General features: G+C 63.3%; 8 protein-coding genes. 7 read left to right on the top strand and 1 reads right to left on the bottom strand.

The window, feature by feature from the left end:
• The first annotated feature begins 6 nt into the window (after positions 1 to 6).
• From prfA to AC0L16_RS15640, 7 genes are all read left to right on the top strand, one after another.
• Positions 7 to 1086: a peptide chain release factor 1 gene (gene prfA / locus AC0L16_RS15670; protein ID WP_473621782.1), complete on the top strand. Its 1080-nt coding sequence runs from the start codon at positions 7 to 9 to the stop codon at positions 1084 to 1086.
• Positions 1079 to 1957 carry a peptide chain release factor N(5)-glutamine methyltransferase gene (gene prmC, locus AC0L16_RS15665; RefSeq protein ID WP_473621780.1) on the top strand — a complete coding sequence of 293 codons (879 nt, stop codon included), beginning with the start codon at positions 1079 to 1081 and terminating at the stop codon, positions 1955 to 1957. Before prfA ends, prmC begins: the two co-directional genes overlap by 8 nt.
• Positions 1958 to 2260: 303 nt before the next feature.
• Complete coding sequence (locus AC0L16_RS15660; protein WP_473621779.1) at positions 2261 to 3217, top strand: DUF4167 domain-containing protein; 957 nt, start codon at positions 2261 to 2263, stop codon at positions 3215 to 3217.
• Positions 3218 to 3436: 219 nt separating this feature from the next.
• The gene (clpB, locus tag AC0L16_RS15655; RefSeq protein ID WP_473621778.1) at positions 3437 to 6043 is read left to right on the top strand and encodes an ATP-dependent chaperone ClpB; all 2607 of its coding nucleotides are present in this window, start codon (positions 3437 to 3439) and stop codon (positions 6041 to 6043) included.
• A 43-nt stretch (positions 6044 to 6086) separates the two neighbouring features.
• Complete coding sequence (locus AC0L16_RS15650; protein ID WP_473621776.1) at positions 6087 to 6452, top strand: MmcQ/YjbR family DNA-binding protein; 366 nt, start codon at positions 6087 to 6089, stop codon at positions 6450 to 6452.
• Positions 6453 to 6808: 356 nt separating this feature from the next.
• Positions 6809 to 8272: a L,D-transpeptidase family protein gene (locus tag AC0L16_RS15645; protein WP_473621775.1), complete on the top strand. Its 1464-nt coding sequence runs from the start codon at positions 6809 to 6811 to the stop codon at positions 8270 to 8272.
• A 191-nt stretch (positions 8273 to 8463) separates the two neighbouring features.
• Complete coding sequence (locus AC0L16_RS15640; RefSeq protein ID WP_473621774.1) at positions 8464 to 10023, top strand: MFS transporter; 1560 nt, start codon at positions 8464 to 8466, stop codon at positions 10021 to 10023.
• A gap of 24 nt (positions 10024 to 10047) precedes the next feature.
• On the opposite strand, the gene AC0L16_RS15635 is transcribed toward AC0L16_RS15640, so the two are convergent.
• Positions 10048 to 12009: a M23 family metallopeptidase gene (locus tag AC0L16_RS15635; protein WP_473621772.1), complete on the bottom strand. Its 1962-nt coding sequence runs from the start codon at positions 12007 to 12009 to the stop codon at positions 10048 to 10050.
• Positions 12010 to 12499 lie beyond the last annotated feature (490 nt).

The following is a 12499-nucleotide window of genomic DNA, read 5'->3' as shown; positions in this document are numbered from 1 at the left end:
TTCGCCATGATCAACCTGCCCCGCGACCGTATGGATCAAGTCGTCAAGCGTTTCGACATGCTCGAAGCGCAGATGTCGGCCGGGCCGGCGGCGGACGCCTATGTCAAGATGGCGTCGGAATATGCCGACATGCAGGAGATGGTGGCAAAGATCAGGGCGCTGCGCACCGCCGAGCATGAACAGGCCGACCTGCAGGCGATGCTCGCCGACAAAAGCACCGATGCCGAAATGCGGGCATTGGCCGAGGCCGATCTGCCGGAGGTCAAGGAACGCATCGAAGCGTTGCAGAAGGACATCCAGATCCTGCTTCTGCCCAAGGATGCCGCCGACGACAAGAACGCCATCCTCGAAATCCGCGCCGGCACCGGCGGCGACGAGGCGGCTCTCTTTGCCGGCGACCTGTTTCGCATGTACGAACGCTATGCCGCCGCACGCGGCTGGCGTTTCGAGACGGTGTCGGCCAGCGAGGGCGAGGTCGGCGGCTACAAGGAAATCATCGCCACGATTTCAGGCAAGGGGGTCTTTGCCCATCTGAAATTCGAGTCTGGCGTGCATCGCGTGCAGCGCGTGCCGGCGACCGAGGCCGGCGGGCGCATCCACACCTCGGCGGCGACGGTTGCCGTGCTGCCCGAAGCGGAAGAGGTCGACATCGACATCAGGGCCGAAGACATCCGAATCGACACGATGCGCGCCTCGGGTTCGGGCGGCCAGCACGTCAACACTACCGATTCGGCAGTGCGCATGACCCATCTGCCGACCGGCATCATGGTCGTGCAGGCGGAGAAGTCGCAGCACCAGAACCGGGCCAAAGCCATGCAGATCCTGCGCGCCAGGCTTTACGACCTCGAGCGCAGCAAGGCTGACGAGGAACGCTCCGAATCGCGCAAATCGCAGGTCGGTTCGGGTGATCGCTCGGAGCGCATCCGCACCTATAATTTCCCGCAGGGCCGCGTCACCGACCATCGCATCAATCTGACGCTGTATAAGCTCGACAGGGTGATGATGGGCGAACTTGACGAGATCATCGACGCACTGATCGCCGATCATCAATCAAAGCTGCTCGCCGATATCGGCCTCGATGGCTGACGGTCTGCCCGCTAAGCTAGGGCTGCTGCTGAAAGCGGCGCGGGCACGCCTTGCCGCGGCCGCAGTCGCCGACCCGGCGCTGGATGCGAGGCTGATCGTCGAACATTTTTCCGGCACGACCCGCACCCAAGCCATCGCCGATCCCGAATGCAGTGTCGATGCCGGCGCGATTGCCGCGATCGATGCAGCCCTGAGACGGCGGGTTGCCGGTGAGCCGGTGCATCGCATCCTGGGCTATCGCGAATTCTACGGCTTGCGCCTGTCGCTGACACCGGAAACGCTGGAGCCACGACCGGACACCGAAACGCTGGTCGAAGCGGTGCTGCCCTTGGTGAAGGCGACAGCGGAGCGGCAAGGCCAATGCCGCATCCTCGATCTCGGCACCGGCACCGGCGCCATCGCGCTGGCGCTGCTCAGCGCTGTTCCGGCGGCGGTCGCCACCGGCGTCGATATTTCGCCAGGCGCGCTGGCGACCGCCATGCGCAATGCCGGGGAATTGGGGTTGGCCGACCGGTTCCAGGTGCTCGAATCCGACTGGTTCGAAAAAGTTTTTGGCCGATACCATGTAATTGCCGCCAACCCGCCCTATATAGCGTCCATAGACATTGAAAATCTGCAGGACGAAGTCCGCGATTTCGATCCACGCCAAGCCCTCGATGGCGGCGTGGACGGTCTGAGTTCCTACAGGATCATCGCCGCCGCGGCGGCAGGTTTTTTGGAAGCCGAGGGCAGGATTGCGGTCGAGATCGGCCACACCCAACGCAAAGAGGTCACGGGCATATTCTCCGCAGCCGGCTATATGCCGGCGGGGGTATTCCGCGACTTTGGCGGAAACGAGAGGGTTCTGATCTTTGAACTGACAAAGCCGTGATGCAGTGCAAAAAAAGCGCTTGGCAATGCCGGGGAATGCGGCTAGGGTCGCCTTAACCGGATGAGACGAAGCAGGCAGTGCTCTTAGCGATTCGGTTTCCTTGGAAATAGCTGCCTTCTTGCGCAAACGACGCCCAAGCTTCGTGCGGGAATCGTCCGGCAAGTGATGTAACCGGAACAGGATGACACGTGGCGCCAACGCAATCGATGCGGGCGAACGCCGGTGAAGAGACGAAACGGCTGGCTGCATGAGCGCCTCCGTTCGTGAAAAAGTTTTCGAAAATTTCAAAATGAAGAGAGTCGAATGAGGCCACAACAGCAGAACAGGCGCATGCGCGGTCGCAACAACAATGGCGGCGGCAACAACAATAACAACAACCGCAAGGGGCCAAATCCCCTGACGCGCAATTACGAGAGCAACGGTCCGGACGTGAAGATCCGCGGATCGGCTCAGCAGATCGCCGAAAAATACGCAACCCTTGCCCGTGATGCGCAAAGCTCCGGCGACCGGGTGATGGCGGAAAACTATCTCCAGCACGCCGAGCACTACAATCGCATCATCGCTGCCGCGCAGGCGCAGCTACCGATCCAGAACGCTCAGCAGAACCGCGACGATTTCGACGATGACGGCGACGAAGATCGCGACGAGTTCGACAATGCCGGCAACAGCAATGTCGGCGAGACTGCGGCTCCGGTGGTCAACCACGGTGCAGGCCCGCAGCCGGTCATCGACGGCACGCCGGCCGAATTGACGTTCAACCAGGAAAACGGCCGCGACAATCGTGATGCCAGTGGGCGTGATGCCAGTGGGCGCGATAACAGTGGGCGAGACAACCGCCATCGCGACCGCCGCCCCAATGGCGGCTACGGCCAGAACGGCCAGCGCGGCGAATTTGGTGCGCGCGGCGAGCAGGGCGGACAGCGCGGCGATCAGAACCGGCGCAACGAGAAACCGGTACAGAACGAAACGCTCGTGCAGGCGGAAGCCGTATCTCCGAACGAGCCTGTTTCTGTGGCCGACCCCGCACCGCAATTCGAAAGCTTTTCGCCGGCGGCTCTGGCTGCCCAGGCCGAGATGAACGAAGCCGCCGCCGAAAGCGGCGCTGCCCGCCGCCCCAGGCGTCCGCGCCGTCCGCGCGTCAATGCTGATCAGGCTGATCAGGTGGATGGCGGCAACGACAATGCAGGCGGTGACAACGCAAATGCAGCGCCGGCGGAAGACGCCGGTGGCGAGCCCGCCATCATCGACGTCAACAACTGATCGCGCAGGTCCAGACATTCCAAAACGGTGGAGAGAAATCTCCGCCGTTTTGCTTGTGCGCCCGCGGAATATTATGAGTCCGCCGTCATCGGGACGTCTTGAGGGTCCGTGGCTTGCGCCCCATATCTCGCGTGAACAGGACCCGGCTCGAACGGGCGGGTCCGTCACCGCAATCTGATCCGGTGCCGCAAAGCGGGCCGGTGACGGAAGGAGACAGATATGAACCTCGAAAAATATTCCGAGCGCGTGCGCGGCTTCATCCAGTCGGCGCAGACCTTGGCGCTCTCGCGCAACCACCAGCAGTTCACCCCCGAACATATATTGAAAGTACTCGTCGACGATGACGAGGGCTTGGCAGCGTCGTTGATCGAGCGCGCCGGCGGCGGCGTCCGCGACGTCAAGCTGGGCGTCGAGACGGCACTTGAGGCAATGCCCAAGGTGGAGGGCGGAAACGGCCAGCTCTATCTTGCGCAACCGCTGGCCAAAGTGTTCTCGACCGCCGAGGAACTGGCAAAGAAGGCCGGCGACAGCTTCGTCACGGTCGAGCGGCTGCTGACGGCGCTGGCGGTCGAGAAATCCGCCAAGGCTGCCGACATCCTCACCAAGGCCGGCGTGACGCCACAGGCGCTGAATCAGGTGATCAACGACGTCCGCAAGGGTCGCACCGCCGATTCGGCGAGCGCCGAGCAAGGCTATGATGCGCTGAAGAAGTACGCGCGCGATCTCACCGCCGACGGTCGCGCCGGCAAGCTCGATCCGGTCATCGGCCGCGACGACGAGATCCGCCGCACCATCCAGGTGCTGTCGCGCCGCACCAAGAACAATCCGGTGCTGATCGGTGAACCCGGCGTCGGCAAGACGGCGATCGCCGAAGGGCTGGCGTTGCGGATCGTCAATGGCGACGTGCCGGAATCGCTCAAGGACAAGCAGTTGATGGCGCTCGATATGGGATCGCTGATCGCCGGCGCCAAATATCGCGGCGAATTCGAGGAGCGGCTGAAGGCGGTTCTTTCGGAAGTTACCGCTGCGGCCGGCGGCATCATCCTGTTCATCGATGAGATGCACACGCTGGTCGGCGCCGGCAAGGGGGATGGCGCCATGGATGCGTCGAACCTGTTGAAACCGGCGTTGGCACGCGGCGAACTTCACTGCGTCGGCGCAACGACGCTCGACGAATACCGCAAGCATGTCGAGAAGGACGCCGCCCTTGCCCGCCGCTTCCAGCCGGTCTTCGTCAATGAGCCGACGGTGGAGGACACCGTCTCCATCCTGCGCGGCCTGAAGGAGAAATACGAGCAGCACCACAAGGTGCGCATTTCGGATTCGGCGCTGGTCGCGGCAGCGTCGCTGTCCAACCGCTATATCGCCGACCGCTTCCTGCCGGACAAGGCGATCGACCTTGTCGACGAGGCCGCGTCGCGGCTGCGGATGCAGGTCGATTCGAAGCCGGAAGCGCTGGACGAGATCGACCGCCGCATCATGCAGCTCAAGATCGAGTGCGAGGCGCTGAAGGTCGAGAAGGACGACGCGTCGAAGGACCGGCTCGCCCGGCTCGAAAAGGATCTTTCCGCCCTGGAAGAGGAATCGACCGAACTGACCTCGAAGTGGCAGGCCGAGAAGCAGAAGCTCGGGCTCGCCGCCGACCTGAAGAAACAGCTCGACGAGGCGCGCAACGAACTCGCCATCGCCCAGCGCAAAGGTGAGTTCCAGCGCGCCGGCGAGCTTGCCTATGGCAAGATTCCGGAGCTCGAAAAGAAGCTGACGCAGGCCGAGGCGCAAGACGGCAAGGTCGGCATGGTCGAAGAGGTGGTCACCCCCGATCACGTCGCCCACATCGTGTCGCGCTGGACCGGCATTCCGGTCGACAAGATGCTGCAAGGCGAGCGTGACAAGCTGCTGCGCATGGAAGATGAGATCGGCAAGCGCGTCGTCGGCCAGGGCGAGGCGGTGCAGTCCGTGTCGAAAGCCGTTCGCCGTGCCCGCGCCGGCCTGCAGGATCCGAACCGGCCGATTGGTTCGTTCATGTTCCTGGGACCGACCGGCGTCGGCAAGACCGAACTGACCAAGGCGCTTGCAAGCTTCCTGTTCGACGACGAGAGCGCCATGGTGCGCATCGACATGTCGGAATTCATGGAGAAGCACGCGGTCGCCCGGCTGATCGGCGCGCCTCCCGGCTATGTCGGCTATGAGGAGGGCGGCGCGCTGACCGAAGCGGTGCGGCGCCGGCCCTACCAGGTCGTGCTGTTCGACGAGATCGAGAAAGCGCATCCGGACGTGTTCAACGTGCTGCTGCAGGTGCTCGATGACGGCCGCCTGACCGACGGGCAGGGCCGCACGGTCGATTTCCGCAACACGCTGATCATCATGACGTCGAACCTCGGCGCCGAATATCTGGTCAATCTCGGCGAGAACCAGGACGTCGATGTCGTGCGCGACGAGGTGATGAGTGTCGTCAGGGCGTCGTTCCGGCCGGAGTTCCTCAACCGCGTCGATGAGGTGATCCTGTTCCACCGGCTGCGCCGGCAAGATATGGGCCGCATCGTCGAGATCCAGCTCAAGCGGCTGGAAAGCCTGCTCGCAGATCGCAAGATCACGCTTTCGCTGGATCAGGAGGCGATCGACTGGCTGGCCGCCAAGGGCTACGATCCGGCCTATGGCGCGCGGCCGTTGAAGCGGGTGATGCAGAAGGACCTGCAGGATCCGCTGGCGGAGAAGATCCTGCTCGGTGACATCCTCGACAGTTCGACCGTCAAGGTCACCGCTGGTTCCGACCGGTTGAACTTCCGGTCGAAGCCGACGGTCGTGGCGACCGAGGCGGCGGCCTGATTTTCGAGGCCGCCACATGATTAAGCATTAAACGGGGGCGCAGATGACGTTGGACGACTACAACAGCTTCTGCGCCTCGCTGCCGTCGGCGACCCATGTCGTCCAGTGGGGCGGTGCTCATGTCTGGAAGGTCGGAGCCAAGGTCTTTGCGATCGGCGGTTGGAGCGATGGCAAGGAGCCGTTCGTCACCTTCAAATGCTCCGACATCGCTTATGACATCTTGAAGGAACAGCCGGGCCTTCGGCCCGCTCCCTATCTTGCCTCACGCGGCATGAAATGGATCCAGCGCCAGGCAAGCCAAAGCATGGACGACGATGCGCTGAAGGACTATCTGCGCGAAAGCCACCGCCTTGTCGTACTCAAGCTGACGAAGCAGGCGCGCAAGGAATTGGGATTCGTCGCCAGCTAAAGCGCGCCGCATTTGACCAGCCTCATGCGACGCGCTTTAGGTTGTTGTTTGTGCATGTCGTTATCGCAAAAGCCGCTGCACACTTTTGCGCGACATGCATTTGTGTTCTTGCTCCAGACCGCCAGAAATCCGCCATCTTCATGCCCGGTTCATGTTGGAACCTTATGGTTGGCAACTGATTTGCTGGCGAAGGGGTTCGCCTGCCGCAAAGGCCCGAAAATCGAATTGGATTTTCGGAAAGCATGATGCGGAGATTTGTAAGTGTTAGAGCGTCCCTGCGCATCCGAAGGGACGCGCGGCGTTCTGAAGAAACAACGCCGGGCGGCGGCAATTACGGACCGGAGAATTTGGCCAGCATGTTCCGCACGATCTTCACCCTTTCGGCGCTCGCCGCCGGGCTGCTTTCTTCGAGTGTAATGGCCGCGCCGACGGAGGACATCGCGCCGCGATCTGCCCGCGCCGCGGATGCCCGAGCCGCGGATAGCCACGCTGTGCTGGTCGCCCAGGACGGCGATTTCGACGTCTACTACGACGCCAGAGGCAACCGCGTCATCGTCGATACGGAAACCGGCAAGGTGCTCGCCATCCAGCCGCCGCAGACCAGGTTCGATCGCCGCGCACTCCGCCGCGAGCGCTTGCGCAATCTCGGACCGGTCGAGGACGACCGCTATTATCTCGACGATCCGGAAGACACGGCGCGCTTGCGCCGCAGGCAATTGGAAGAGGAAGGCGTCGTCGTTGTACCGCCGGTCGAAGAATATGATCCCTACGGCGATCCGGTGGACGCTTTTCCCGAAGCACCGCCGGATGGCGGCAACTATGGCAACAATTATCCGGAAGCGCCGCAGCCGGCAAAGCGCCAGCCGCTCAACGAGGCTGCGATCGAACCGGTCGAGCCGACGGCGCCGGGCGACCAGGCGGCACTGCCGCCAAAGATCGACGGCAAGATTGTCGTCGATCCGTCGCTTTCACTCGGTGCACGCCAGGAGGTCGCGGCGCTGCAAGTGCTGCTCGACCGCGCCGGCGCTTCGCCCGGCGTGGTAGACGGACGCTTCGGCTCGAATGTCGACAAGGCGCTCGCCGCCTACAACGAGATCACTGGCAGCAATCTGCGGTCGACCGATGTGGTCGGCATCCAGGCGGCGCTTGAGCAATCCGGCGGCGATGCCTTCGCCTCCTACAGCATCACGCCCGAGGATGCTGCCGGTCCCTATGTCGCATCGGTGCCGGAAGACTACGGCCAGAAGGCGCAACTCGAACGGCTGAGCTACACCTCAGTCACCGAAGCGCTGGCGGAGCGGTTCCACATGGACGAGAACTATCTGAAGGCGCTCAATCCGGAAGCCAATTTCAACCGTCCTGGCACGATCATCAAGGTCGCCAATTTCGGCAGGCTGGTGGCCAAGCCGGTGGCACGCATCATCGCCGACAAGGGCAAGAAGCAGGCCCGCGCCTATGACGCATCGGGCAAGCTAATCGCGGCCTATCCAGCCACCATCGGCTCGGCGGACACGCCTTCACCCACCGGCACGCATGCGGTGTCGCGGGTCGCTCTCGACCCGAACTACACCTACAATCCGAACATCAATTTCAGACAGGGCGAAAACAACAAGATCCTGACCATCCCGCCGGGCCCGAACGGCCCGGTCGGCTCGGTCTGGATTGCGCTGGACAAGCCGACCTACGGCATTCACGGCACGCCTGACCCCTCCAAGATCGGTAAGACCGAAAGCCATGGCTGCGTGCGGCTGACCAATTGGGACGCGCGCGAACTGGCAAAAATCGTCTCGCCGGGTGTCACGGTGGAATTCATCGACTGAGCGCCGTATCCCAAATCACTGCACACCCCGGGGCTCGACTTCGGGGGGCAGGCCTTTTGGCTACGTGCATTAATCAGCCGGTGATTTTCGCCGCGGTCCGACGGCATCGAAGTGCCGATCCTGTTCTGGTTTCAACGACAGCAACCCTCTGGCCGGTTGTTGCCGGCGCGTAGGAGGTCTAAGCAGGCTTCATGCGTTCTCCAAGCGAAGTCGGCGCCGAAGCCGTCCCCCTGGTCAGGCCGCTGCCGGCCGATACGTTTTGCCCGCAATCGCGGCGCAGCTTCGTGCTGATCGCGGCGATCCTGGCTTCCGCTCTCGGCTTCATCGACGGTTCGATCCTGGCCATCGCCACGCCGGCGATCCGCGTCGATCTTGGCGCCAGTTTCGCCGAGGCGCAGTGGATTTCAAACGCCTATGCGCTGACGCTTTCGGCACTCATTCTTGTTGGCGGCGCCGCCGGCGACCGTTTTAGCCTGCGGCATGCTTTCGTGGCAGGCATCGCGCTGTTCATTTCCGCCTCGCTTGCCTGCGCGCTGGCGCCGAACCCGCCAATGCTCATTGCGTTTCGCGCCATTCAGGGCATCGGTGCTGCCATCATGGTGCCGGGCAGCCTCGCCATTATCGCCAAGGCCTATCCGAAGAAGGAGCGCGGCAGGGCGATCGGCATCTGGGCGGCGGCCTCGGCGCTGACCACGGCGCTTGGCCCGGTGCTGGGCGGCGTTGTCTTGTCGGCCTTCGGCGACGGCATCTGGCGGGTGATCTTCGCGGTCAATCTGCCGCTTGGTCTTGGCTCGATCTATCTTCTGCTCGCCAAGGTCCCGGCCGACGCACCGACCGAAAAGCGCAGCCTCGATCTCGGCGGCGCTGCACTCGCCACCTTGGCGTTCGGAGCGCTTGCCTACGGCTTGACTTCGATGAGCGCAGAGGGCGAGGGGCAAATATCCGGCCCGAGCATTGCCGCCGGCGCGGTGCTGCTCATCGTGTTCATTGAGTTCGAGCGTCGGCAGCGCGAACCGATGATCGATCTCTCGCTGTTTCGGGTCGGCGCCTTCGCCGGCGCCAATGTGGCGACCTTCTTCCTCTATTTCGCACTGTCGGCCAACCTGTTCTATCTGCCGATGCTGCTCATCGCCGGATGGGGGCTGAGCGCCGCCGAGGTCGGCTTCATCTTCCTGCCGCTGTCGGTCTTGATCGCGCTGTTGTCGGGGCCGGTCGGCCAGTGGTCCGACCGGATCGGTCCGCGTTTTCCGATCGCCAGCGGCAGTCTCGTCGTCGCTGTCGCCTTTGCCGGGCTTGCCTTGCTGGCCTATGCCGGCATCCACAGTTTCTGGTGGGGCGTGTTTCCGCTGATGGCGCTGATGGGGCTCGGCATGGCGCTGGTGGTGTCGCCACTGTCGACGGCGGTGATGACGGCGGTCGAGGACAAGGATACCGGTGCGGCCTCGGGAATCAATAATGCCGTCTCGCGCATTGGCGGCCTGATCGCAGTGGCGGCGATGGGGTCACTGGCGGCCTGGGTCTATGCATCAGCGCTGAACAGCGGTGCCGCATTCGGCATTCCGGGTTTCGGCGAACCGGCGGGCCTGGCGCCGGATCTCAATGCAGCAAGGCTTGCCGCCAGCGACGCAGCGTTCGCAGCCGTCGCCTTGGTGACGGCGCTGCTTTGCCTGCTCTCAGCGATCGTGGCGTGGACAACTGTTTCCGGCGAGCGACTGCCATGGCCGCGTGGATCTGAGGCTCCGCAGCGCTGAGCAGCCGCAAAGGCCCAGCTCGGCTCAGCCTTCGATCTTGGCGCTCGCGACCTTCAGCGAATCATTGTCTTCCTGCTTGAGCAGATCATCGATGCGCCCGCGCTCGCGCTTGAAGGCGACGAGGTCGTCGCCCTTCAGCACCTTGCCGACCGGCAGGCGAACGCGCATCGGGTCGACCTTGGTGCCGTTGACGATCAGCTCGTAGTGGAGGTGCGGACCGGTGGCGAGGCCGGTCTGGCCGAGAAAGCCGATGGTCTGGCCTTGGCGGACGCGCACGCCCGGCGCAATGCCTTTGGCAAAAGCGCTCTGGTGATTGTAGGAGGTCTCGTAGCCATTGGCGTGACGGAGGATGATCTGTTTGCCATAGCCGCCGGCCCAGCCGGCCTTCTCGACGACACCGTTGCCGGCGGCGATGATCGGCGTGCCGATGGCGGCTGACCAATCGACGCCGGTATGCAAGCGCACATAGCCGAGAATCGGATGCCTGCGGGCACCGAAGCCGGAGCGGAATTTTCCTGCGGGCAGCGGATTGCGTAGCAGGAATTGCTGGGCGCTGCGGCCGTCCTCGTCGAAATAGTCGGTGCTGCCGTCCTGCATCTGGAACCGGTAGAAATTGCGCGTCGTGCCGCCGAAGCTCGCCGAAACATAGAGCAGCTCGGATTCGTCGGATGCCCGGTCGTCGCCGTCCGGCTGCGAAAACAGCACCTCGATGCGGTCCGACGGATTGAGCCGCGACTGGAAATCGACGCCGGACGCCAGGAGCTTGATCAGCCGCTTGGTCATCGCCTTGGACATGCCGTAGGAGTAGGCGGCGCGGTAGATGCCGTCATAGACGTTCGGCAGATTGCCGCGCACCACCACCGGCGGCGAATCATCGAACGCGGTCAGCAATTCGGGATTTGGCTCCGGCTCCTGCGCCGGCACATATTGGCCGTGATCATCGAGCGCGATGGTGACGATATGCTGGGCCCTGTCGTAGATGCCGGTGCGAACGACCTTGGCGGCGTCGCCATGGATCTCGAGGCCGACGCGCAGCACGGTTCCCGCCTTGAGCGCTGTCGCGTTCAACAATTTGGCGATCGCCTCGGCCATACCGGTGGCGTCCTCGCCGGTATAGCCCGAATCGGCGAGGGCCTCGACGATGTTGCGGTCCCTGGTGAAGGGGATGATCTCCTCGGCGAAGGCCGGCGCCTGATCGTCGGGGGCAGCACGCGGCGACACCGAGACGTTTTCCGGAACGATCCTGACGTCGTAGGAGCCGGCCATGCTCTCGGCGAATGCATCGCCGAATCGCTGCGGGTCGACATAATGCAGCGACGCGACTTGCACGGCGCCGTCGCTCAGACCCGTGCCGGCCTCGCGCACCACATTCTCCACCTCGTCGGCGGACAAGTCACTCTTTTCGTCGAACGCTGCCGTCTCGATCGGGAAATCGACCGTCTTCAGGCTCAACTCGCTTTCGACCTTGGCACCATAGATCTGGCCGGCGGCGGCGGTCGCCGGCTGACCGGCATTGCCGTCGCGGTCGTCGCCAAACACCTGCATCGGATTGAAAGGCGGATAGGCGCGGCTGGTCGTGTGCCCGGCGGCAAGCGCCATCTTGATCTGCACGAAAGGCATGGTGTGGATGACATCGCGGTCGCCGACCTTGGTCACCATCGGCACTTCCATGCGCCGGCGGTCCTTGGCCCTGGCGATTTGGCGCGGCGCCACCAGCCTGGTGGTCTTGGCGATCTCGCCGGAATCGTCGCCTCTCGCAAGGCTGATCAGTTCGGCGATCTCGGGCGGCGTCGCCAATTGCTGACGGCCGTCGAGGGCTGCGAACAGCGCCACGCCCATCAGCACGCTCGACGTCACGCCGGTAAGAAAAGTGCCCGACAGCCAGCGCGCCGAAACCTCGCGCCGGTCGGGCGGGCCACTGCGACCGTCCGCAATCAGCGGCGGCTCGTTGCCGAGTTCGGCTATGACATTTTCCGTATCTGGCATCCAGAAAGGCTGCTTCTTCCCCGGGCGGGACGGCTTGTCGCTTTGTTGTGGCCATGACATTTGCCTGTCACGGCGGGCGAAGTCAACGAAGCGCCTGGCTTCGGACGAGATCCCCAGTCATACTTCTCTCTTAGTGGCTCTCTTACAGTCTCTTATAAGGCGCCGCGCCGGCGGTGCATGCGCCGGCTTCGTTGGCGTTGGTGTCAAACCGCAATGCGGCGGCAATAGGGCTCCGTGGCGGTGTTCGGCTTTGTTATCCCCATGCCGCCGCGGAAGTCGGCTACCGAAAATCGGCGCCGCAATCTTTCGTCGCAAAAAATTCAAAAAAGACCGAAATCGTTGTTGACACTTTGAACGCCTGCCGACTATATACGCCTCACCAACGAGGGCGGCGCGCCGCTGGCGACGAAGAAGTTCGCTTCTAGATCTGCCCTCTGCGAAATTCAAGAGAGCCGCGTGAGCGACACTCGAACGGCCCCGAAGCCAAAAG

Source organism: Mesorhizobium sp. WSM4848 (assembly GCF_055811375.1).
This window is presented reverse-complemented; position numbering and strand designations above follow the sequence as displayed.

Excerpts from the sequence above, each read along its gene's own strand:
- prfA (WP_473621782.1), top strand. The coding sequence starts at position 7 with ATGATCAACCTGCCCCGCGACCGTATGGATCAAGTCGTCAAGCGTTTC.
- prmC (WP_473621780.1), top strand. The coding sequence starts at position 1,079 with ATGGCTGACGGTCTGCCCGCTAAGCTAGGGCTGCTGCTGAAAGCGGCG.
- AC0L16_RS15640 (WP_473621774.1), top strand. The coding sequence starts at position 8,464 with ATGCGTTCTCCAAGCGAAGTCGGCGCCGAAGCCGTCCCCCTGGTCAGG.
- AC0L16_RS15650 (WP_473621776.1), top strand. The coding sequence starts at position 6,087 with ATGACGTTGGACGACTACAACAGCTTCTGCGCCTCGCTGCCGTCGGCG.
- clpB (WP_473621778.1), top strand. The coding sequence starts at position 3,437 with ATGAACCTCGAAAAATATTCCGAGCGCGTGCGCGGCTTCATCCAGTCG.
- AC0L16_RS15660 (WP_473621779.1), top strand. The coding sequence starts at position 2,261 with ATGAGGCCACAACAGCAGAACAGGCGCATGCGCGGTCGCAACAACAAT.
- AC0L16_RS15645 (WP_473621775.1), top strand. The coding sequence starts at position 6,809 with ATGTTCCGCACGATCTTCACCCTTTCGGCGCTCGCCGCCGGGCTGCTT.
- AC0L16_RS15635 (WP_473621772.1), bottom strand. The coding sequence starts at position 12,009 with ATGCCAGATACGGAAAATGTCATAGCCGAACTCGGCAACGAGCCGCCG.